Origin of the sequence: uncultured Cellulomonas sp. (assembly GCF_963527515.1) — a bacterium.
Lineage (GTDB): Bacteria > Actinomycetota > Actinomycetes > Actinomycetales > Cellulomonadaceae > Cellulomonas.
Window position 1 is genome coordinate 47273 of the sequence record NZ_CAURTV010000010.1, and the last position, 20959, is coordinate 68231.

A 20959-nucleotide genomic window follows, 5' to 3' on the forward strand; every position below is an offset into this window, starting at 1 on the left:
CTCAGGAGTTCACTGCGTCGGAGTTCACTGCGTCGATGAAGGTGAGCAGATCGGCGTGCAGGCGGTCACGGGCCGTCTCGGGCAGGCCGTGGGCGCCGCCCTCGTACACGGTCAAGGTCGCGCCGCCGATGGCCGCGGCGGATCGCTTGCCGCCGACGTCGAAGGGCACGATCTGGTCGTCGGAGCCGTGGATCACGAGGGTCGGGACGTCGACCTTCTCCAGGTCGGGTCGGAAGTCGGTGGCCGAGAACGCGGCAATGCACTCGTAGGCCCCGCGGTGGCCGCTGGCCATCGACTGGAGCCAGAACGCGTCCCGGACGCCTTGGGAGACGTCGTGGTTGCCCGTGCTCGGCGAGGAACAGGGCGGCGGCGTCCCAGGCGTCCGCGTTCAGTGGCCACCCGTGGCTGAGGATCACCGGCGTGCCGCTGTTCCCCCAGTCCTTGTAGAAGATCTGCGCGCCGTCCTCGGCGATGGCGTAGGGCATGAGCACCTCCTGGATGTGCGTCGTGGTCGGCTCCGCGGTTGCGACCCGCGTCAGCTCAGTGCTCGATAGGCGCTGAGGATCACCTCGGCGACGGCCTCCGGCTGGGAGATCGCGATGGCGTGGGATCCGTCGATCTCCGTGATGGTCGCGCCGGCGCGTTCGGCCATGGACAGGACGAGGTCGCTGCCCGCGGTGGTGTCGGCGGTGGCGACCGCTGCCCAGACGGGGAGGCTCTGCCACGCGGGTGTTCCGGTCTCCTCGGTGAAGGACCCGACCGCGACCGGGCGTTGCGACTGGCCGAACACGTCGGACTGGAACGGGGGCAGGTCGGCGGCGAAGACGGCATGGAAACGTGCCGGGTCGATCACCACCTCGTCGGCTGTCGCGTCGCCAGGTCCCACGGGGTACTGGGTCTGGACGAGCGCGGTGGTCAGCACGCTGTCGACCGAACCGCGGATGCGGTCGACGAGCCTCTCGCCTTCGTCGGGTGCGAATGCTGCGATGTACACGAGGCCGACGACGTTGGGTGTCGAGGCGCACGCATTGGTGATCACGGCGCCGCCGTACGAGTGGCCGACGGCCAACACCGGGCCGGGGATCTGGTTGATCACGCTGGCGACGTAGGTGGCGTCGCCGTGCAGTCCCCGCAACGGGTTCGCGATCGCGGTGACCTTGGTGCCGGCCTCGATGAGGAGCTCGGTGGTGGGAGCCCAGCTTCCGGCATCGGCGAATGCGCCGTGGACGAGCACGATCGCGAGCGGGTGCTGCGACATGAGTGCTCCCTGGGCGGTAGGGGCGGAGCCGACGGAGCGTTGCGTCGGCCCGGATCTGGCTGCGGACTCCGACGTGTCCATGCTGGTGACGCGGCTGTCGTCTGCCCGGCTCAGGTCGGTGTGAGACCTGCTGTGGGCAGTCAGAGACAAGTGAGGGGGTGCATCTGCCTCCCGGAACGCGCGAGGATGCCCTCGGATCGCTCTTCCGTGGGGCCTGTGAAGACGGAAAGGGGCGGGGCGGCATGGTGGTGCTGCTGGACACTCGGACCGTCGCGCCGACAGATCGTCTGCCGGCGATCTCGGCGGTTCTGGAGGGCACCACCGCTCCGTGCGAGGTCCGCTACGACGACAACCCGGAGCGTGTCTTCACGCGTATCGAGGCGTGGCGGCTGGGCAGCCTGGACGTGTGGCGCAACGAGGCCTCCGGGATGCGGATGACGCGCGAGACCCGCCACCTGCGGGCGGACCCGGACGGCCGGGTCGCCATCGCCGTCCAGGAGGCCGGTCAGTCGTTGATCAACTACGACGACGCCGACCCGGACGTTCGCGCGGGTATCGGCGGTCTGATCTGCGTCGACCTGACGAAGCCGTACGACTACGCGTGGCGGGGAATGGGATCGGCCTTCTGCATCTCGGTGACTGCGGACCAGGTCGGGCTGCCGGCCCATGTCGTCCGCACCGCCTCGCGCCAGCTTCGAACCAGCCCGCTCTACGGCCTGTTTCAACGGCACCTGCTCGGCCTGGCGCACAACACCGACGCGGTCGCCGCCGATCCGGCCGCCACAGGGGTGGCCAGCGCCTCGGTCGACCTCTTGCGTGCTCTGCTGGCGTCCGCCGCGCACGACGTCACGTTCGAACGGAGCACGATAGCGGCGACGCTGCTGGTCCAGGTTCGTGCGTACGTTCAGCAGCACCTGCGTGAAGCGGACCTGACTCCCGGCACGATCGCGCGGGCGCACAACATCTCCCAGCGGCACCTGTTCAGGGTGTGCGCCGCGGCAGATTTCAGCCTGGAACAGTGGATCATCGGCCGACGTCTGGTCGGCGCGCACGACGACCTGGCTCAAGCCTCGAACCTGATGGTCCCCGTCTCTTCGATCGCTCGCCGCTGGGGATTCCGCGACCCGGCGCACTTCACGCGTCGGTTCAAGGCGACCTACGGGCTCACCCCGCGAGAGTGGCGCCGCATCGCGCTCTCGGAGTCAGCCGACGCCTGACCGCACCGTGCATGGGAGCGGACGACGGGAATCGAACCCGCGTAGCCAGTTTGGAAGACTGGGGCTCTACCATTGAGCTACGTCCGCACAGGTCCGGCTGCTCATGCACAGCCCGGACCGCGGCACCCAGGGTACCGGGTGCGTGGGGGCGCAACGTGCACCTCGTCGGCCTCCCGGGGCCAGTGAGGTGCGCCGGGATGTGGCGCAGGTTGGTAGCGCGTCCGCTTTGGGAGCGGAAGGTCGTGGGTTCGAATCCCGCCATCCCGACCGTGCGAGTGGGATGTATCAGGTCGAATCGCCCAGGGTCTTGTCCAGGGTCTGTTTCCCCGACATCCCTGGGAGATCCCCACCATGAGCAGGATCCTGTTCGCCCTCACCCCCGTCACCGGTCACGTGCGCCCTGCGCTGCCGCTGGCCCGTGCCCTCGTCGCCGAGGGCCATGAGGTGGTCGTGTACGCCGGCACCAAGTTCGCCGAGGGCGTGCTGGCGACCGGCGCCAAGCACGCCCCGATCGTGCAGGGTCGCGACCTCGACGACGCCGAGCTCGACGCCTGGTCGCATGCCCACGGCGCGCCCGCCCCCGGCATCAAGCGACTCCAGTGGGACGTGCTGCACCACTTCGTCGGCACGGTCCCGGGCTTCCTGGCCGACCTGGACGAGATCGTCGCGGCAGAGCGGCCGGACGTCCTGGTCACGGACAACGGGTTCGTGGCCGGCGCCATCACGGCTCGTCGCCACCGGCTGCCCTCGGTCCTGTTCTCGGTGTCGCCCCTGGCGATCTCGAGCAAGGACACCGCGCCGTTCGGGCTCGGCCTGCAGCCTCCGCGCACGGGACTCGACGGCCTGCGGTACGCCGTGCTCGGCTGGTTCATCGAGCGGGTGCTGTTCCGGGAGGCGCAGAAGGCGGCGGAGCGCGTGGTCACCGATGCCGGCCAGCCGGTGCCCGAGGGGTTCTTCCTCGACTGGGTGCAGACGTCGGCCACCCGCGTGCTGCACACGTCCGTGCCGGGGTTCGAGTACCCGCGCAGCGACCTGCCTGAGAACGTCGAGCTCGTCGGGCCGTTCCTGCCCGCGGGCGTCGACCGCTTCGAGCCGCCCGTGTGGTGGGACGACGTGGTCGAGGCTCGGCGCACGGGTCGCCCGGTCGTCCTGGTCACGCAGGGGACCGTCGCCACCGACCCGGAGCGGCTGATCTGGCCGGCGATCGAGGCCCTCGCGGACGAGGACGTGCTCGTCGTCGCGACGACCGAGCCTGCGGGGTACCCGGAGAACGTGCGCGCGACGCCGTTCGTCCCGTTCGACCGGCTCCTGCCGATGGTGGACGTGATGATCACCAACGGCGGGTTCGGCGGCGTCCAGCAGGCGCTCGCCTCGGGGGTGCCCGTGCTCGTCGCCGGCCGGACCGAGGACAAGGCCGAGGTGGGCGCGCGGGTCACGTGGTCCGGCGTCGGCCTGGCGCTCCCGACCGACAGGGTCACCGACGCGACCACCTCGGAGGCGGTCCGGCACGGCGTGCGCCGGTTGCTCGACAACCCGTCGTTCGCACGGCGCGCGGGGGAGCTCGCAGCCGAGTACGCGGAGCACGACGGCGTGGGCCGGGCCGTGTCGGTGATCACCGAGGTCGCCGGCCTGGGCCGGTGACGCAGTGGGCGGTCCCACATCCGCCCGGCTTGGGACCGCCGCCCGCGGTGGCGTAAGGTCGAGGGTCGCCAGCGTGCGGTCGTCGGCCTGCTTCTCGGGCGTGCGACGGCGCGCGGCCCGCAAGCACCGGAGATCGCCGGAGTCGCCGGCGCCCGCCCCGATCAGTTGGAGACCATCGAAGTGAAGAGCGCCGTCGAGACCCTGGAGCCCACCAAGGTCAAGCTGACCGTCGAGGTGACCTACGACGAGCTCAAGCCGAGCATCGAGCACGCGTACGAGCACATCGCTCAGGACGTCGTCGTCCCCGGCTTCCGCAAGGGCAAGGTCCCGCCGCGCATCATCGACCAGCGCATCGGCCGCCCCGCCGTCCTGGAGCACGCGATCAACGAGGGCCTGTCCGGCTTCTACGCCGAGGCCGTCCGCGAGAACAAGCTGCGCCCGCTGGGTCAGCCCGAGGTCGAGGTCACCAAGGTCCCCGGCCTGACCGCCGCGCCTGCGGGCGAGGAGGGTGAGCTGCACTTCACCGCCGAGGTCGAGGTCCGCCCCGAGATCACCGTCCCGGCGCTCGACGGCATCGCCGTCACGGTCGACGACGTCGAGGTCTCCGACGAGGACGTGGCCGCCCGCCTGGACGCCCTGCGCGAGCGCTTCGGCACGCTGGTCGGCGTCGACCGCCCCGCCGCCGAGGGTGACTTCGTGGTCATCGACCTCACCGCGACCATCGGCGACGAGCCGGTCGACAACGTGTCCGGCGTCAGCTACCAGATCGGCTCGGGCAACATGCTCGAGGGTCTCGACGAGGCGCTCACGGGCCTGTCGGCCGGCGAGGCGACCACGTTCGAGACGGCCCTCGCGGGCGGCGACCACGCCGGCGAGACCGCGCAGGTCAACGTCACCGCCACGACGGTCAAGGAGCGCCAGCTCCCCGACGCCGACGACGACTTCGCCCAGCTGGCCAGCGAGTTCGACACGCTCGAGGAGCTCACGGCGGACCTGCGCACGCAGGCGTCCAGCATCAAGGCGTCGAACCAGGCCGTCCAGGCCCGCGACCTGCTGCTCGAGCAGCTGCTCGCCGCCACCGAGATCCCCGTCCCGTCGGGCGTCGTCGAGGCCGAGGTGCACCGCCACCTCGAGGGCGAGGGCCGGCTCGAGGACGACGAGCACCGTGCCGAGGTCGGCGAGCAGGCCACCACGGCCCTGCGCAACCAGATCCTGCTGGACACGCTCGCCGAGCAGCTGGAGATCAAGGTCGGCCAGAACGAGCTGCTCGACTACCTGGTGAACGCGTCGCGCCAGTACGGCATGGACCCGAACACGTTCATCCAGACCATCGACCAGCAGGGCCAGATCCCGACGATGGTCGCCGAGGTCGCCCGCTCGAAGGCGCTCGCCGTCGCGCTGCGTCGCGTCGCCGTCACCGACGCCTCCGGCAAGGCCGTCGACCTCTCCGAGTTCATCGGCTCCGACGCCGAGGACGCAGCGGACGCAGCGGAGGCTGCTGAGTCCGGCTCGGCCCCGTCCGACGCCGCGTCCGACATCTCGGCGTTCGACGTGTTCGACGACGCCGAGCCCGCCGAGGACGCCAAGGCCTGACGTACCACCCGAAGGCCCCGCACCCCGGTCGGTGCGGGGCCTTCTGCGTGCCGGCGCGTGGGCTCTGCCGTCAGCGAAAACGCTCGTTGCGGGGCCATGGACCGGTGCGACCGCGCGTTAGGGTCACTGCATCGCACGGGTCCCCGACAGGGGAGGACCGCGCGGTGCTGGACAGACGTCACCGTCAGATGAGGGAGCCTTCGTGAACGAGCTAGTGCCGATGATGGCCAGGGCGGACGGCCCGGCCTTCGGCCTCAATGACTCCATCTACAACCGACTGCTCCGCGAGCGCATCATCTGGCTCGGCTCCGAGGTGCGCGACGAGAACGCCAACGCCATCTGCGCGCAGATGATGCTGCTGGCGGCGGAGGACCCGGACAAGGACATCTGGCTGTACATCAACTCGCCGGGTGGCTCGATCACCGCGGGCATGGCGATCTACGACACCATGCAGTACATCCAGCCGGACGTCGCGACGATCGCGATGGGCATGGCCGCCTCGATGGGCCAGTTCCTGCTCTCGTCGGGCGCGCAGGGCAAGCGCTACGCCCTCCCGCACGCCCGCGTGATGATGCACCAGCCCTCGGGCGGCATCGGGGGCACCGCCACCGACGTGCGGATCAACGCCCAGCTGATCCTCCACATGAAGAACGTGCTCGCCGAGCTCACCGCGGCCCAGACGGGCAAGAGCGTCGACCAGATCAACGCCGACGCCGACCGTGACCGCTGGTTCACCGCCCCCGAGGCCCTCGAGTACGGCTTCGTGGACAAGGTCGTCACCAAGGCCGACTCGGTCGCCGGAGGCGGCGGCACGGCCTGACGTCCGGCCCGCGACCGTCGACCCACTGAAATCTTGAGGAGAAGCTCATGAGCATGGAGTCCCAGTTCATGGCGCGCGCCGGGATGCTGGCCGGACCGGGTGGCCTCGCGCCGACCTCGCCGGCCGCCCGGTACGTGCTGCCGCAGTTCGAGGAGCGCACGGCCTACGGCTTCAAGCGCCAGGACCCGTACACCAAGCTGTTCGAGGACCGCATCATCTTCCTCGGCGTGCAGGTGGACGACGCCTCGGCCGATGACGTCATGGCCCAGCTGCTGGTGCTGGAGAGCACCGACCCGGACCGCGACATCATCCTGTACATCAACTCGCCCGGCGGCTCGTTCACGGCCCTCACGGCGATCTACGACACGATGCAGTACATCAAGCCGCACATCCAGACGGTCTGCCTCGGGCAGGCCGCCTCGGCCGCGGCGGTGCTGCTCGCGGCCGGTTCGCCCGGCAAGCGCCTGGCGCTGCCCAACGCGCGGGTGCTCATCCACCAGCCGGCGATGGAGGGTGGCGGCTACGCGCAGGCGTCCGACATCGAGATCCACGCCAACGAGCTGATCCGGATGCGCGAGTGGCTCGAGCTCACCATCGCGCATCACACGGGGCGGGACATCGAGCTGGTCCGCAAGGACATCGAGCGGGACAAGATCCTCACCGCCCAGGCCGCCCTGGAGTACGGGATCGTGGACCAGGTGCTGGCCAGCCGCAAGGGCGTCATCCCGACGACGGTCCAGACCAAGTAGCGCCCAGGGAAGCCGGGTCCGCGCCGTGCGGACCCGGCTTCGCTGCGGGGCGGGCGGGTGACGCCAGTGACATCCGGTGCTGACGCGTGCCGTGTGTTCGGCTGACATCCCGGCCCCGGTGGTGTGCAATGGGGGAGGACGCGCGCCCTGCGGGGTGACGCACGTACGACGCACCGCCCGACGGGCGGAGGGCGACACGAGGAAGGGGATCGACGTGGCTCGTATCGGGGACGGGGCCGATCTCCTCAAGTGCTCGTTCTGCGGGAAGTCGCAGAAGCAGGTCAAGAAACTGATCGCGGGCCCGGGCGTCTACATCTGCGACGAGTGCATCGAGCTGTGCAACGAGATCATCGAGGAAGAGCTGGCGGAGGCCACCGAGGTCGGTCTGGTCGACCTGCCGAAGCCGAAGGAGATCTTCGAGTTCCTCGAGCAGTACATCATCGGTCAGGAGTCCGCCAAGCGGGCGCTGTCGGTGGCGGTGTACAACCACTACAAGCGCGTCCAGGCCGGTGAGGCGCGCACGTCCACGACGGACGACCACATCGAGATCGCGAAGTCGAACATCCTGCTCGTCGGCCCCACGGGCACGGGCAAGACCTACCTCGCCCAGACGCTGGCCCGCATGCTGAACGTCCCCTTCGCCATCGCGGACGCCACGGCCCTCACGGAGGCCGGCTACGTGGGCGAGGACGTCGAGAACATCCTGCTCAAGCTCATCCAGGCCGCCGACTACGACGTCAAGAAGGCCGAGTCGGGCATCATCTACATCGACGAGATCGACAAGATCGCCCGCAAGAGCGAGAACCCGTCGATCACGCGCGACGTCTCGGGCGAGGGCGTCCAGCAGGCGCTGCTGAAGATCATCGAGGGCACCAGCGCCTCGGTCCCGCCGCAGGGCGGGCGCAAGCACCCGCACCAGGAGTTCATCCAGATCGACACGACGAACGTCCTGTTCATCGTGGCGGGCGCGTTCTCCGGGCTGGACGACATCATCGCCGCCCGGGCGCGCAAGCGTGTCGTCGGCTTCGGCGCACCGCTCCTGGACTCGGTGGACGAGGGCGACCTGTTCGCGGAGGTCCGCCCCGAGGACCTGCAGAAGTACGGCCTGATCCCCGAGTTCATCGGCCGGCTCCCCGTGGTCGCCGCGGTCTCCCGCCTCGACCAGGACGCGCTGGTGCGCATCCTCACAGAGCCCAAGAACGCGCTGGTCAAGCAGTACCAGCGCATGTTCCAGATCGACGGCGTGGAGCTCGAGTTCGACGAGGAGGCGGTCGCCTCCATCGCGGACCAGGCCCTCCTGCGCGGCACCGGTGCGCGCGGTCTGCGGGCCATCATGGAGGAGGTCCTCCAGCAGGTCATGTTCGAGGTCCCCAGCCGCGACGACGTGGGCCGCGTGGTCATCACCCGCGAGGTCGTCCTCGAGAACGTCAACCCGACGCTCATCCCGCGGGACACCGAGCAGGAGAAGCGCACGCCGCGCGAGAAGAGCGCCTGACCGTCGGGCGATCCGGCCTAGGATCGCCCCCGTGAGCGACCTGCCGACCCCGATTCCTGCTGAGCTGGCCCGTCTGCGCGGGAGCATCGACAACATCGACGCGGCGCTGGTGTACCTGCTGGCGGAGCGGTTCAAGGCCACGCAGCAGGTGGGGGTGCTCAAGGCGACCGCAGGCCTGCCGCCGTCGGACCCGGCGCGGGAGGCCCAGCAGGTCGGGCGCCTGCGCGAGCTCGCGCGCACCGCGGAGCTGGATCCGGTGTTCGCGGAGAAGTTCCTCGCGTTCATCGTCGACGAGGTCATCCGCCACCACGAGGCGATCGCGGAGGACCACGCCCGAGGCGCCTGACCGATCGGGGTGGCGCGCGGCCCTCCGGGGGCGGAGGGTAGGAGGGGTCAGCTCCGGCAAGCCGCGCGGGGGCGGATCACGCAGGCGCGGGTGCGGGGGGACGATCGACACCCGGAGGTACCTGCCCATGGATCTGCACTGGCTCAAGCCGCTTCTCGGACGCCCGGCACCGTTCACGACCGTCTACCTCGACGCGACGCGCAACGGTGCGACCGGTGACGCCGATGCGGCTGACCGCTGGAGGGCCGTGCGGCGCTCTCTGGAGCGCGACGGCGCACCGGCCGGCATCCTGGACCAGGTCGGCGACGCGGTCTCGGTCCCGACCGGTGTGCGGGGCCCCCACGGACGCGTCGTGGTGGCCGACGCCCAGGGTGTGGTCGTGGACCGCGTGCTGTCCGAGCCGCCGGCTCACTCGCACGCCGTCTTCGGACCGGCACCCGCGCTCCTGCCGGCCGTGCGCGCCGCCGACGAGACCGTGACGTACCTGCTGGTCGAGGTGGACCGCAACGGCGCGGACCTCACCTGGGCGGCGGGGGGCACCGTGCGCACCCTGGGCGGTGCGGAGACCGAGGCCGTCGAGGGCGGGCACGACGACGTGCACAAGACGCGCGGGGGTGGGTTGGACCGGCGCAGCCAGACGCGGGCCGAGGACTCGTGGGAGCGCAACGCCGAGGCGGTCGCCGCGGTGCTGGACAAGCGGGTGGCGGAGCGCGGACCCGACCTGGTCATCGTCACCGGCGACGTGCGCGCGGTCACCCTGGTGTGCGAGGAGCTCGGGCAGCACGCGCGCGAGATCACCGTGGAGGTGCCGGGCGGGTCGCGCGGGCAGGGCGTCAACCAGGGCGCGTTCGAGACACGGGTCGCCGAGACGCTCGAGGCGTTCCGCAACCGGCGACGGGCGGCCGTCCTGGACCGGTTCCGTGAGGCGCAGGGCCGCGGCGACGGCGCGGTGACCGCCCTCGACGACGTCATCGAGGTCCTGCGCCGGGGTCAGGTGGCCGAGCTGGTGCTCCAGGTCGACGGCCAGTCGGCCGGTCTGGCGGACCGCACCCTGTGGGTCGGGCCGGAGCCGCTGCAGCTTGCGGTGAGCCGGGCGGACCTCGAGGCCATCGGCGTGAGCGACGCCCGTGAGATGGAGGCGAACGTGGCGCTCGTCCGGGCGGCGCTCGGTCAGGACGCCGGGCTCACGCTCGCGCCGGACGGCACCGTCGATCTGGTGGACGGCATCGGCGCGGTGCTGCGCTGGTCCGACGACTCGACCCCGAGCGAGGCGGTCCCCACCCAGTCCGCCGACCAGGCCCGCCTCCGCACGGTCGTCTAGAACCCGCAACGTCCGAGCGGCTGCGGGCCTGGACCTGCATCCGCTCGGACGTTGCGGTGCACGCCAGGCCTGCGTCCGAGCAGAAGGAGGTCACGACCTTCATCCGCTCGGACGTCGCGGGTGGGGAGAGACGGGATGCGGGTCAGTCGGTGGTGCGGGTGTCCGTGTAGAGGGTGTCGATGTCCGCCGCGAAGTCCTTGTGGACCAGGGCGCGCTTGACCTTCATCGACGGGGTGAGGTAGCCGTTGTCCTCGGTGAAGTCGGTGGTCAGGACGCGGAGCTTGCGGATGGACTCCGCGCGGGAGACCGCCTCGTTGGCGCGCTCGGCGGCGCGGTCGAGGGCCTCCAGCACGGCGGGGTGTGTCGCGGCGTCGTCGACCGACATGGCGGGCAGGCCGTGGTTGGACAGCCAGCCCGGCAGCATGTCGGCGTCGAGCGTGACCAGGGCGCCGATGAACGGGCGCTGGTCGCCGACCACGACCACCTGGCTGACCAGCGGGTGGCCGCGCAGGCGGTCCTCGAGCACGGCAGGAGCGACGTTCTTGCCGCCGGCGGTGACGATGATCTCCTTGGTCCGCCCCGTGATCCGCAGGCACCCGTCGTCGTCGATGGTGCCGAGGTCCCCGGTGCGGAACCACCCGTCGACCAGCGCCTCGGCCGTCGCCTCCGGATCGTGCCGGTAGCCGCGGAACACGTGCGGGCCGGAGACGAAGATCTGGCCCTCGTCGTCGACCCGGACGGCCGTGCCGGGGTACGCGGGCCCCACGGTGCCGATGGTGGTCACGCCCGGACGGCTGACCGCGGTGGCCGCCGTCGTCTCGGTCAGGCCGTACCCCTCGAGCACCTCGACACCGATGCCCCGGTAGAAGTGGCCGAGCCGCTCGCCCAGAGGCGCACCGCCGGAGATCGCGAACTCGGCGTGACCGCCCAGCGCCGCACGGAGCTTCGCGTGCACGAGCCGGCCGGCGAGGGCGTGGCGGGCGCGCAGGCGAGGGCCGGGGCCCCCGGTCTCCAGGGAGCGCGAGTAGTCCTCGGCTGCCTTGGCCGCCCAGCGGAAGAGCTTCAGCTTCGTCCCCGAGCCGGCCTTCTGCTCGGCCGAGTTGTAGACCTTCTCGAAGACCCGCGGCACCGCCAGGATGAACGTCGGCTTGAAGGCCCCGAGGTCGGCGATGAGGTTCTTGGCGTCCGGCGTGTGGCCCAGGACGGCGCCCGAGGGCACGCAGAGCACCTGGATGAACCGCGCGAACACGTGCGCGAGCGGCATGAACAGCAGGGTGCGCGAGTGCGGCATCGCGACGACGTCACCCAGGCCCGCCACACCGTTGCGCGTGATCGCGACGAAGTTCCCGTGCGTGAGCTCGACGCCCTTGGGTCGGCCGGTCGTGCCCGACGTGTAGATGACGGTCGCGAGGCTGTCGGCCTGCGCCAGCGCGCTGCGCCGTCGGACCTCCTCGTCGGCCACGCCCGCGCCCGCCTCGACCAGCTGGGCCACGGCGCCCTCGTCGATGACCAGGACCTCCCGCAGACCGGGCAGGTCGTCACGGACCTGCGCGACGACGGCGGCGTGCTTCTCGGTCTCGACGAGCGCGAGACGGACGCCGGCGTCGGCCATGATCCAGCGGACCTGCTCGGCCGACGACGTCTCGTAGACGGGCACGCCCAGCGCACCCGCCGCCCAGCAGGCGAAGTCGAGCACGGTCCACTCGTAGCGCGTGCGGGACATGATCGCGACGCGGTCACCGGGCTCGACGCCGCGGCCCACCAGGCCCTTCGCCACCGCGGTGACCTCCGCGACGAACTCGGTCACCGTCACCGGCACCCACGAGCCGTCGACCACCCGCTCCGCGAAGACTCCGTCCGGGTCCTTCGCCAGCCGTTCGGCGAGCATGCCGGGGATGCTGTCGGTCGGCAACAGCTCGACCAGGGACTCGGACCGGGACTCGCGCACGTCAGGCCTTCGGCTCGGGCGGCAGCAGGACGGCGTCGCGCGCGAGGCACGCCTCGCCGTCCGCGTCCACCAGGGTGAGGGTGCCCGTGACCCGACCGGCCGCGCGCACGTCGTCGAGCGCCACCTCGACACCCGCGCGCAACGCCGCGGGCACCGCGAGCTCGACCGCCGAGATCTCGGTGCGCATGGACACCTTGGCCTCGGACTTGACCTTGCGCAGCGCCGCGAGGGCGGAGCCGGCGGCTCCGACGATCGTCGGGTCTGCGTCCGTGCGCAGCGGGTCCGCGGACGGCCACGGCGCGCGGTGCACCGAGCCCTCGCGCCACCACGACCAGACCTCCTCCGTGGCGAACGGCAGCACCGGTGCGAACAGGCGCAGCAGCACGTCGAGGGCGATCGCCAGGGCGGTGCGGGCCGAGTCGGTCTGGGCGGACGGCTCGCCGTACGCCCGGTCCTTGACCAGCTCGAGGTAGTCGTCGCAGAACGTCCAGAAGAACGTCTCGGTCAGCTCCAGCGCCCGGGTGTGGTCGTACGCGTCGAGAGCGCGGGTGGCCTTGTCGACGACGTCCGCCAGCCCGGCCAGCATCGCGCGGTCGATCGGGGCGGTGACCAGCGCGGGGTCGAGGGTGAGCGGCTCGTCGCCGCCGAACGAGAGCGCGAACTTCGACGCGTTGAGCACCTTGATGGCCAGTCGGCGGCCGATCTTCATCTGGCCGACCTCGAACGCCGCGTCGGTGCCGAGCCGCGCCGAGGCGGCCCAGTAGCGGACGGCGTCGGACCCGTGCTCCTCGAGCAGACCCATGGGGGTGACAACGTTGCCCTTGGACTTGGACATCTTCTTGCGGTCCGGGTCCAGGATCCAGCCGCTGATCGCCGCCGACGACCAGGGCAGGCTGCCGTGCTCCAGGTGGGAGCGGACCACCGTGGAGAACAGCCAGGTGCGGATGATGTCCTGGCCCTGGGGGCGCAGGTCCATGGGGAACACCCGGCTGAACAGGTCAGGGTCCGTGCGCCAGCCGCCGACGATCTGCGGCGTCAGTGAGCTGGTGGCCCAGGTGTCCATGATGTCGGGGTCGGCGACGAATCCACCGGGTACCCCGCGCTGCTCGGCCGTGTAGCCGGCCGGCACGTCGGACGACGGGTCGATCGGCAGCTGGTCCTCCGTGGGCAGCAGCGGCTCGTCGTGCTGCGGCTCACCGTCCTGGTCCAGCGGGTACCAGACGGGGAACGGCACGCCGAAGAACCGCTGGCGCGACACGAGCCAGTCGCCGTTCAGGCCGCTGACCCAGTTCTCGTAGCGGACCTTCATGAAGTCGGGGTTAAACCCCAGCTCGGTGCCGCGGGCGAGCAGCACGTCGCGCAGGGCCTCGTCGCGACCGCCGTTGCGGATGTACCACTGGCGGCTGGTGACGATCTCGAGGGGCTTGTCGCCCTTCTCGTAGAAGTTGGCCTTCCGCTCGGTCTTCACCGGCTCGCCGTCCAGGTCGCCCGTCTCGCGCAGACCGGCGACGACCGCCTCGCGCGCGGAGAAGGTGGTCTTGCCGGCCAGCTCCTCGTAGCGGGTGCGGGCGGCATCGGATGCCAGCCAGTCCGGGGTCTCGCGCAGGATGCGTCCGTCGCGGCCCACCACCGAGCGCGTCGGCAGCTGCAGCTCGCGCCACCAGGTCACGTCCGTGAGGTCACCGAACGTGCAGCACATCGCGATGCCGGCGCCCTTGTCGGGCTCGGCGAGGGAGTGCGCCAGGACCGGGATCTGAACGTCGAACAGCGGCGAGCGGACGGTGGTGCCGAACAGGTGCTGGTAGCGCTCGTCGTCGGGGTGCGCGATCAGCGCGACGCAGGCGGGCAGCAGCTCCGGCCGGGTGGTCTCGATGACGACCGGTCCGTCCGCGGCGTGGAACGCCACCCGGTGGAACGCGCCCGGGTAGTCGCGGGCCTCGAGCTCGGCCTGCGCGACCGCGGTCTGGAACGTCACGTCCCACAGCCCGGGCGCCTCGGCCTGGTACGCCTCGCCGCGCGCCAGGTTGCGCAGGAACGCCTGCTGCGCGACCGCGCGGGACTCGGCGGACACCGTCTGGTAGGTCCGCGACCAGTCCACGGACAGGCCGAGCCGGCGCCAGAGCGCCTCGAACAGGCGCTCGTCCTCGACCGTCAGGCGCTCGCACAGCTCGACGAAGTTCTTGCGGCTGATCGGCAGCTGCGGACCGGACTTGCCCTCGCCGCCCTCGAACGGGGGAGTGAACTGCGGGTCGTACGGCAGCGACGGGTCGCAGCGGACGCCGTAGTAGTTCTGCACGCGGCGCTCGGTGGGCAGGCCGTTGTCGTCCCAGCCCATCGGGTAGAACACCTCGCGACCGCGCATCCGCTGGAACCGGGCGACGACGTCGGTGTGCGTGTACGAGAACACGTGTCCGACGTGCAGGGAGCCGGACACCGTGGGCGGCGGCGTGTCGATCGAGTAGACCTGCTCGCGGGTGGCCGTGCGGTCGAACGCGTACAGGTCCTGGGCGGTCCACGCCTCGTCCCAGCGGGCCTCGACGCCGTCGAGCGAGACCCGGTCCGGTACCTGACGCGTGCCCGTGAGGCGGGTGGGTGCGTCGGGCGGGGTGAGGGCGTCGGAGCTCATGGGCGACATCTTCCCAGATCGGCGGCGTTGCCTGGCCCGGGATCATCCGGCCCGGTCCCGCGGTTAGGGTGATCGACGACGAGGTTCCACGAAGGAGCGATGGATGGCAACGGTCACGGCGGACGGCCTCACGGTCGGGTACGCGGCGATGCTCGAGCAATTCCACCCGACCGAGGCGGTCGCGCTGTCGGTCCACGCGGAGGCCCACGGGTTCTCCGGGGTGATGGCGGCCGACCACTACCAGCCGTGGGTCCCGGCGCAGGGGCAGGCGGCGTTCGTCTGGAACGTGCTGACCGCGCTCGGGGAGCGCACGACCGGCGACATCGGCCCCGGCGTGACCGCCCCGACGTTCCGGTGGCACCCCGCGATGGTGGCGCAGGCGTCGGCGACGCTGGCCGCGATGTACCCCGGGCGGCACTGGCTGGGCCTGGGCTCCGGCGAGGCGCTCAACGAGCACATCGTCGCCGGCTACTGGCCCGAGGCGCCCGAGCGGATCAACCGCATGTTCGAGGCCATCGAGATCATCAAGAAGCTGTTCGCGGCGTCGCTGGCGGGCAAGGACGTCAAGCACGCCGGCCCGTTCTACAAGCTGGAGTCCACGCGACTGTGGACGATGCCCGAGGTCGCCCCCGAGATCCTCGTCGCGACGGCCGGGCCGGTCACCGCCAAGCGTGCGGGCAAGAACGCCGACGGCCTCATCACGGTCGGCGCGCCGCTGGAGAAGATCTCCGGCCTGTTCGGCAAGTTCGCCGAGGGTGCCCGCGAGGCCGGCAAGGACCCGGACGCGATGCCGAAGGTGCTCCAGCTGCACCTGTCCTGGGCGGAGACCGACGAGCTGGCCCTGGCGCACGCGATGCACGAGTGGCCCAACGGCGGCATGAAGTTCCCGAAGGCGGACATCCGCTCGCCGTTCGACTTCGAGCAGATGGCCAAGCTGGTGCGCCCGGAGGACTTCGAGGGCCGGATGGTCATCTCGGCGGACCCGGACGTGCACCGAGCGGAGATCCAGAAGTACGTGGACCTCGGGTTCGACCGCATCTACCTGCACAACGTGGGGCGCAACCAGCGCGAGTGGATCGAGACGTTCGGGGCGGACGTGCTGCCCCAGCTGGTGCGATGAGCTCGCGCCTCGAGGTCTGGGCGCCTGACGGCCTGCCGGAGATCGCTCCCGGCGACGACCTGGTCGCCCTGCTGGCGGAGCTGCTCCGTCACGATCCGCCCGTCGACGGCGACGTCCTCGTGCTCACGTCGAAGGTCGTGTCCAAGGCCGAGGGCCGTGTGGTCTCGGCCGACGACCGCGAGCAGGCGATCACCGACGAGACCGTGCGCGTCGTCGCCACCCGCGAGCACGCCTCGGGCGTCACCCGGATCGTGGAGAACCGGCTCGGGCTCGTCATGGCCGCCGCCGGTGTGGACGCGTCGAACACGCCCGAGGGCACCGTGCTCCTGCTGCCGCTGGACCCGGACGCGTCCGCGCGGCGCATCCGGGCCGGGCTGTCGGCGGCCTTCGGGGTCCGCGTCGGCGTCGTCGTCACCGACACCGCCGGCCGGCCGTGGCGGCAGGGGGTCACCGACATCGCGATCGGCGCCGCCGGCCTCGTCGTGCTCGACGACCTGCGCGGTCAGGTGGACTCGTTCGGCCGCCCGCTGGTCATGACGCAGGCCGCGGTGGCCGACGAGATCGCGTCGGCCGGCGAGCTGGTCAAGGGCAAGGCCGCGGGGCGACCGCTGGCCGTGGTCCGCGGCCTCGGGCACCTGGTGACCGACGAGGACGGGCCGGGCGCGCGGGTGCTGGTCCGGCTCGGCGACGAGGACATGTTCCAGCAGGGCAGCGCCGAGGCGTACTCGCAGGGCTGGAAGGACGCCCTCAGGGGCCAGCAGTAGCCTTCGCGGCCGCCTTGGCCGCCTGCTTGGTGGCGCGCACCTCGCTGAGTGAGACCGGGTCCGTCACGTCCGCGATCGACCGCCGCGACCCCGGCTCCCCGTAGGCGCCGGCGGCCTCGGCCCAGCCCGCCGGCCGCACGCCGCGCTGCTTGCCGAGCAGCGCCAGGAAGATCCTTGCCTTCTGGTCGCCGAACCCCGGCAGCGCCTTGAGCCGCTTGAGCACGGTCTGTCCGTCCGGGTCGCTGTCGGTCCACAGCCGCGTGACGTCCCCGTCGTAGTCGCGCGCGACCGCGCCGGCCACCGCCTGGATCCGGCCGGCCATCGACCCCGGGTAGCGGTGGACCGCCGGAGGCGTGGCGCACAGTGCCGCGAACGTCTCGGGGTCGGCCTCGGCGATGCGGTGCACGTCGAGGCCGCCCATGCGCGCCGCGATCTTGGCGGGACCTGCGAAGGCGGACTCCATGGTGACCTGCTGGTCCAGGAGCATGCCGACGAGCAGGGCGAACGGGTCGTCGGTGAGGAGCTGGTCGGCGGTCGGGTCGCCGGTGAGCCAGAGGGTCATGGGTTCATCCTCTCGCGTCGGTGGCGTGCCGATAGGGTCGCGCCATGTCGATGTACCCACCCGGCCCGTACGGCTATCCGGTGCAGGATGCGGGAGCCCCCTACGGCCGGGATCCGTTCACCGGGCAGCCGCTGTCGGACAAGCAGAAGCTGGTCGCTGGGCTGCTGCAGATCTTCCTCGGGACGCTGGGTGTCGGGCGCTTCTACACCGGGCACACCAGCATCGCCCTGACGCAGCTCATCCTCACCGTCGTCGGCTGGGTCACCGCCTTCCTGCTCATCGGGTTCGTACTCATCTTCGGTGTCGCGGTGTGGACGTTCATCGACGGCGTGCTCCTGATCGCCACGGACAGCACCGACTCCCGCGGGCTCAAGCTGCGGTGACGGGTCCCCACGGGTGCGCGTGACGACGCCGGACGCCCGACCCCTGGTCGAGTGCGAGTCGCTGGTGCGCATCCATCAGCACGGTTCCGTCGAGGTGCAGGCGCTGCAGGGTCTGGACCTGGTGGTGGGCGCGGGGGAGATGATCGCCGTCGTCGGCCCGTCGGGGGCGGGCAAGTCGACGCTGCTGGCGGTGCTCGCGGGCGCGGACCTGCCCACGGCCGGCACCGTGCGGGTGGCGGGGTGGGACCTCACCGCACTGACGCGTGCGCAGCGGCTGACCTACCGGCGTGACGTGGTCGGGTTCGTCCGGCAGCAGACGGCCCGCAACCTCGTGCAGTACCTCACCGCGCGGGGGAACGTCGAGCTGCCCCTGGCGCTGGCCGGGAGCGGCCCGCGGGCTCGTCGCGCCCGGGCCGACGAGCTGCTGGAGACGGTAGGGGTCGGCCACTGCGCTGATCGGCTGCCCTGGCAGATGTCCGGCGGCGAGCAGCAGCGCACGGCGATCGCGGTGGCACTGGCCAACGGCCCTCGCCTGCTGCTGGCCGACGAGCCGACGGGCGAGCTCGACTCCGCGACGGCGCAGGAGGTGTTCGACACCCTGCGGCTCGCGCAGCGCGAGGCCGGGGTGACGGTCGTCGTGGTGACGCACGACCCGGCCGTGAGCGACCAGGTGGAGCGCACCGTCGCGGTCCGGGACGGCCGGACCAGCACCGAGGTGCTGCGCCGCACCGAGGTCGCGGAGGACGGTGAGTCGCGCGTGATCGCGCAGGAGTACGCGGTCATGGACCGCGCCGGGCGCGTCCAGGTGCCCCGCGAGTACCGGGAGGCCCTCGCGCTGACCCGCCGCGTGCGGCTCGCGCTCGAGGCCGACCGCGTCTCGCTGCTGCCCGACGGGGTCGGCCCGTGAGTGCCGCGCTGACGGTGCGAGGGGTCCGCCGCACCTACGGCACCGGCCACACCGCGGTCCACGCGCTGCGTGACGTGTCGTTCGAGGTGGCGCCGGGCGAGATGGTCGCGCTGGTCGGCCGCTCCGGGTCGGGCAAGACGACCCTGCTCAACATCGTGGGTGGGCTCGACCGCCCGGACGCCGGCCAGGTGCTGGTCCAGGGCGTGGACGTCACCGCGCTCGACGACGACGGCCTCGACGCGCTGCGGCAGCACTCCGTGGCGTTCGTGTTCCAGACGTTCGGGCTGCTGGCCGACCTCACCGCCGCGGAGAACGTGGGCCTGCCGCTGCGGCTGCGGCGGCTGCCGGTCGCGGACCGTGAGCGCCGGGTGCGGCTGCTGCTCGACCTGGTGGGTCTGGGCGGGCACGCGGAGCAGCGCCCCGACGAGATGTCCGGCGGGCAGATGCAGCGCGTGGCGATCGCCCGCGCGCTCGCGGCCTCGCCGCGCCTGCTCGTGGCGGACGAGCCGACGGGCCAGCTGGACACCGACACCGGCCTGGCCGTGATGGCCCTCATCCGCGGTGTCGTCGAGGCGGAGGGCATGGCCGCTGTGGTGGCCACGCACGACCCGGTGATGATCGCGCTCGCGGACCGCGTCGTGCGGATCGTCGACGGCCGTCTCACCGATGGCTGAGCGCCGCGGCTTCCCGGCTGGTCCCGTGGTCCGCCGGGCGGTGGCCCAGTGGCAGCTGCTCGTGGCGGTGCTGGTGGTCATGGTGCTCAGCGGGGCCGCGGTGGGGACCGGGGTGCTGCTCGTGGACGTCGGTCGCCGGGCAGCGCTGCACGCGGCGGCGGCGGCAGCCGACGGGACCGCCGCAGCGGGTGCCGCAGGACGCGCCGACCTGGTCACCGTGACGGCCCGGACGGACGGTGCGGCGCAGGACGACCCGCCGAGGTCGCGCGCGATGGTCGACCGCCTGCTGCGCGGGCTGCGCACGGCGATCGGCCCGGTGGACGTCGCGGAGTCGGTGTGGGTCTCGACGCCACCGGCGCACCTGTCCGGCGACCCGGTCCGGCTGGCCTACCTGCTCGACGCCGACACGGTGCAGCAGCACGCGACGATCGTCGCCGGGCAATGGCCGGCCGCGGACGCGGTGCCGCAGGGCGGCGCGACCGAGGTCGTGCTGCCGTCCGCTACGGCCGGGCTGCTCGGTCTCGGTGTCGGTGACCTCGTCGCGCTCCGGGCGGCCGGTCCTGGAGCAGACACGTCGCTCGTCGTCGTGGGACTGGTCGAGCCGGATTCCTCGGGGGCGTGGGACCGCGACCGTCTGCGTGGGGCGGCCGCCGACGTCGACTCCGGGTGGCTGCCCCTGTACGGCCCCCTCATGGTCGCGCCAGGGACGTTGCTGGCGGCCGACGCACCGGTGGGGCGGATCAGCATCGAGGCCGACGCCGACCTCACCGCGCCCGTGGACGACGTGACCGCGGCAGCCGACCGCGTCGCGCGGCTGGGTGCCGCCCTGGATCGCGAGGTCGGTGACCAGCTGAGCTCGGTGACCGTCGCCTCCCGCCTGCCGGCCTTCGTCGCCGACGCGCGCGGCCAGCTCGCCGTCACCGCGGCCCTCGTCCTCACGACGGTGCTGCTCGTCGCGACCCTGGCGGGAGCGGCGATCGCCCTGCTCGCGCGCCTCCTGGCGACACGGCGCAGGGCGGACACGGCGCTCCTGGCCGACCGCGGCGCGAGCCGTGCGCAGCTGGCCGGGGTGGCGATCGCGGAGGGGCTCGTGCTGTCGGTGGTCGCCGTGGCGGTCGCGGTGCCGCTCGCCGTCGCCGGGTACCGGCTGGTGACGCGCGTGGGGCCGCTCGCGGACGCCTGGAGCGTCGACGGTGTCGGCCCGGCCGCGCCGGACGCGGAGGGCTGGCTGCTGGTTGGCGCCTGGGTGGCGACGGGCACCCTCGCGCTCGCCGCGGTGGGTGTCGTGCTCGCGGTCCGGGCCGGGAGCGCGTCGCGCCCGGGGCGGCACGTCGTCGCGGGCGGGGTCGCACGCTCGGGCGTCGACGTCCTCCTCGTGGCGCTGGCGGTGCTCGGCGTGCTCCAGCTCCGCGCCCACCGGTTCGACGCGGCCGGGGCCCCTGACCCGGCGCTCGTGCTGGCGCCGACGCTCGCGCTCGTGGCCGTGGCTGCGGTGACGTTGCGAGTCATCGCGCCGCTGGCGCGCGGTGCCGAGG

At 72.1% G+C, this 20959-nt stretch carries 19 protein-coding genes and 2 tRNA genes; 15 read left to right on the forward strand and 6 right to left on the reverse strand.

What is annotated here, in order from left to right; genetic code table 11:
* Window position 1: 1 nt before the first annotated feature.
* Both RYN42_RS04945 and RYN42_RS04950 read right to left on the reverse strand, forming a co-directional pair.
* Entirely contained in the window at window positions 2-292 is a 291-nt protein-coding gene (locus RYN42_RS04945; RefSeq protein WP_315094239.1) for an alpha/beta hydrolase, read from the reverse strand.
* A gap of 243 nt (window positions 293-535) precedes the next feature.
* Complete coding sequence (locus tag RYN42_RS04950; RefSeq protein WP_315094241.1) at window positions 536-1258, reverse strand: alpha/beta hydrolase; 723 nt, start codon at window positions 1256-1258, stop codon at window positions 536-538.
* 242 nt (window positions 1259-1500) lie between these two features.
* On the opposite strand from RYN42_RS04950, the gene RYN42_RS04955 reads away from it, so the two are divergent.
* Window positions 1501-2475 (forward strand): helix-turn-helix domain-containing protein, encoded by a 975-nt coding sequence (locus tag RYN42_RS04955; RefSeq protein ID WP_315094243.1) that lies wholly within the window; start codon window positions 1501-1503, stop codon window positions 2473-2475.
* Between the two features lie 16 nt (window positions 2476-2491).
* Here RYN42_RS04955 and RYN42_RS04960 read toward each other — a convergent pair.
* A tRNA-Gly gene (locus tag RYN42_RS04960) sits at window positions 2492-2562 on the reverse strand.
* A 106-nt stretch (window positions 2563-2668) separates the two neighbouring features.
* On the opposite strand from RYN42_RS04960, the gene RYN42_RS04965 reads away from it, so the two are divergent.
* The 8 genes from RYN42_RS04965 (at window position 2669) to RYN42_RS05000 (ending at window position 10440) form a co-directional block, all read left to right on the forward strand.
* A tRNA-Pro gene (locus RYN42_RS04965) sits at window positions 2669-2742 on the forward strand.
* Window positions 2743-2826: 84 nt separating this feature from the next.
* Complete coding sequence (locus RYN42_RS04970) at window positions 2827-4116, forward strand: nucleotide disphospho-sugar-binding domain-containing protein (protein ID WP_315094245.1); 1290 nt, start codon at window positions 2827-2829, stop codon at window positions 4114-4116.
* Window positions 4117-4296: 180 nt separating this feature from the next.
* Window positions 4297-5709: a trigger factor gene (tig, locus tag RYN42_RS04975; RefSeq protein ID WP_315094247.1), complete on the forward strand. Its 1413-nt coding sequence runs from the start codon at window positions 4297-4299 to the stop codon at window positions 5707-5709.
* 202 nt (window positions 5710-5911) lie between these two features.
* Complete coding sequence (locus tag RYN42_RS04980) at window positions 5912-6529, forward strand: ATP-dependent Clp protease proteolytic subunit (RefSeq protein WP_315094248.1); 618 nt, start codon at window positions 5912-5914, stop codon at window positions 6527-6529.
* A gap of 47 nt (window positions 6530-6576) precedes the next feature.
* Window positions 6577-7278 (forward strand): ATP-dependent Clp protease proteolytic subunit, encoded by a 702-nt coding sequence (locus RYN42_RS04985; protein ID WP_315094249.1) that lies wholly within the window; start codon window positions 6577-6579, stop codon window positions 7276-7278.
* Between the two features lie 214 nt (window positions 7279-7492).
* On the forward strand, window positions 7493-8773 hold the full coding sequence (clpX, locus tag RYN42_RS04990; RefSeq protein WP_315094251.1) for an ATP-dependent Clp protease ATP-binding subunit ClpX: 1281 nt from the start codon (window positions 7493-7495) through the stop codon (window positions 8771-8773).
* 31 nt (window positions 8774-8804) lie between these two features.
* On the forward strand, window positions 8805-9119 hold the full coding sequence (locus tag RYN42_RS04995) for a chorismate mutase (RefSeq protein ID WP_315094253.1): 315 nt from the start codon (window positions 8805-8807) through the stop codon (window positions 9117-9119).
* 127 nt (window positions 9120-9246) lie between these two features.
* Window positions 9247-10440 (forward strand): hypothetical protein, encoded by a 1194-nt coding sequence (locus tag RYN42_RS05000; protein ID WP_315094256.1) that lies wholly within the window; start codon window positions 9247-9249, stop codon window positions 10438-10440.
* Window positions 10441-10582: 142 nt separating this feature from the next.
* Here the strand turns inward: RYN42_RS05000 and RYN42_RS05005 are convergent, their stop codons facing one another.
* Both RYN42_RS05005 and valS read right to left on the reverse strand, forming a co-directional pair.
* On the reverse strand, window positions 10583-12388 hold the full coding sequence (locus RYN42_RS05005; protein ID WP_315094258.1) for an AMP-dependent synthetase/ligase: 1806 nt from the start codon (window positions 12386-12388) through the stop codon (window positions 10583-10585).
* A 1-nt stretch (window position 12389) separates the two neighbouring features.
* On the reverse strand, window positions 12390-15014 hold the full coding sequence (gene valS / locus RYN42_RS05010) for a valine--tRNA ligase (protein ID WP_315094260.1): 2625 nt from the start codon (window positions 15012-15014) through the stop codon (window positions 12390-12392).
* 103 nt (window positions 15015-15117) lie between these two features.
* On the opposite strand from valS, the gene RYN42_RS05015 reads away from it, so the two are divergent.
* Both RYN42_RS05015 and RYN42_RS05020 read left to right on the forward strand, forming a co-directional pair.
* On the forward strand, window positions 15118-16134 hold the full coding sequence (locus RYN42_RS05015) for a TIGR03557 family F420-dependent LLM class oxidoreductase (RefSeq protein ID WP_315094262.1): 1017 nt from the start codon (window positions 15118-15120) through the stop codon (window positions 16132-16134).
* Complete coding sequence (locus tag RYN42_RS05020) at window positions 16131-16898, forward strand: coenzyme F420-0:L-glutamate ligase (RefSeq protein ID WP_315094263.1); 768 nt, start codon at window positions 16131-16133, stop codon at window positions 16896-16898. The genes RYN42_RS05015 and RYN42_RS05020 overlap by 4 nt, the downstream gene beginning before the upstream one ends.
* Here RYN42_RS05020 and RYN42_RS05025 read toward each other — a convergent pair.
* On the reverse strand, window positions 16882-17460 hold the full coding sequence (locus tag RYN42_RS05025; protein WP_315094265.1) for an HhH-GPD-type base excision DNA repair protein: 579 nt from the start codon (window positions 17458-17460) through the stop codon (window positions 16882-16884). The two genes, RYN42_RS05020 and RYN42_RS05025, sit on opposite strands and share 17 nt — an antisense overlap.
* Before the next feature lie 44 nt (window positions 17461-17504).
* Here RYN42_RS05025 and RYN42_RS05030 point away from each other — a divergent pair, with 44 nt between their 5' ends.
* The 4 genes from RYN42_RS05030 to RYN42_RS05045 form a co-directional block, all read left to right on the forward strand.
* On the forward strand, window positions 17505-17843 hold the full coding sequence (locus tag RYN42_RS05030; RefSeq protein ID WP_315094266.1) for a TM2 domain-containing protein: 339 nt from the start codon (window positions 17505-17507) through the stop codon (window positions 17841-17843).
* A gap of 19 nt (window positions 17844-17862) precedes the next feature.
* A complete protein-coding gene (locus RYN42_RS05035) occupies window positions 17863-18750 on the forward strand; it encodes an ABC transporter ATP-binding protein (RefSeq protein WP_315094267.1) in 888 nt (295 codons plus the stop codon).
* Window positions 18747-19424 carry an ABC transporter ATP-binding protein gene (locus tag RYN42_RS05040; RefSeq protein WP_315094269.1) on the forward strand — a complete coding sequence of 226 codons (678 nt, stop codon included), beginning with the start codon at window positions 18747-18749 and terminating at the stop codon, window positions 19422-19424. Before RYN42_RS05035 ends, RYN42_RS05040 begins: the two co-directional genes overlap by 4 nt.
* On the forward strand, window positions 19417-20959 hold a 1543-nt coding region (locus RYN42_RS05045), incomplete at its 3' end, for an FtsX-like permease family protein (RefSeq protein ID WP_315094271.1). The genes RYN42_RS05040 and RYN42_RS05045, both read left to right, overlap by 8 nt.

Excerpts from the sequence above, each read along its gene's own strand:
- RYN42_RS04945 (WP_315094239.1), bottom strand. The coding sequence starts at position 292 with ATGGCCAGCGGCCACCGCGGGGCCTACGAGTGCATTGCCGCGTTCTCG.
- RYN42_RS04950 (WP_315094241.1), bottom strand. The coding sequence starts at position 1,258 with ATGTCGCAGCACCCGCTCGCGATCGTGCTCGTCCACGGCGCATTCGCC.
- RYN42_RS05020 (WP_315094263.1), top strand. The coding sequence starts at position 16,131 with ATGAGCTCGCGCCTCGAGGTCTGGGCGCCTGACGGCCTGCCGGAGATC.
- RYN42_RS04970 (WP_315094245.1), top strand. The coding sequence starts at position 2,827 with ATGAGCAGGATCCTGTTCGCCCTCACCCCCGTCACCGGTCACGTGCGC.
- RYN42_RS04955 (WP_315094243.1), top strand. The coding sequence starts at position 1,501 with ATGGTGGTGCTGCTGGACACTCGGACCGTCGCGCCGACAGATCGTCTG.
- valS (WP_315094260.1), bottom strand. The coding sequence starts at position 15,014 with ATGAGCTCCGACGCCCTCACCCCGCCCGACGCACCCACCCGCCTCACG.
- RYN42_RS05015 (WP_315094262.1), top strand. The coding sequence starts at position 15,118 with ATGGCAACGGTCACGGCGGACGGCCTCACGGTCGGGTACGCGGCGATG.
- RYN42_RS05000 (WP_315094256.1), top strand. The coding sequence starts at position 9,247 with ATGGATCTGCACTGGCTCAAGCCGCTTCTCGGACGCCCGGCACCGTTC.
- RYN42_RS04985 (WP_315094249.1), top strand. The coding sequence starts at position 6,577 with ATGAGCATGGAGTCCCAGTTCATGGCGCGCGCCGGGATGCTGGCCGGA.
- RYN42_RS05025 (WP_315094265.1), bottom strand. The coding sequence starts at position 17,460 with ATGACCCTCTGGCTCACCGGCGACCCGACCGCCGACCAGCTCCTCACC.
- RYN42_RS05030 (WP_315094266.1), top strand. The coding sequence starts at position 17,505 with ATGTCGATGTACCCACCCGGCCCGTACGGCTATCCGGTGCAGGATGCG.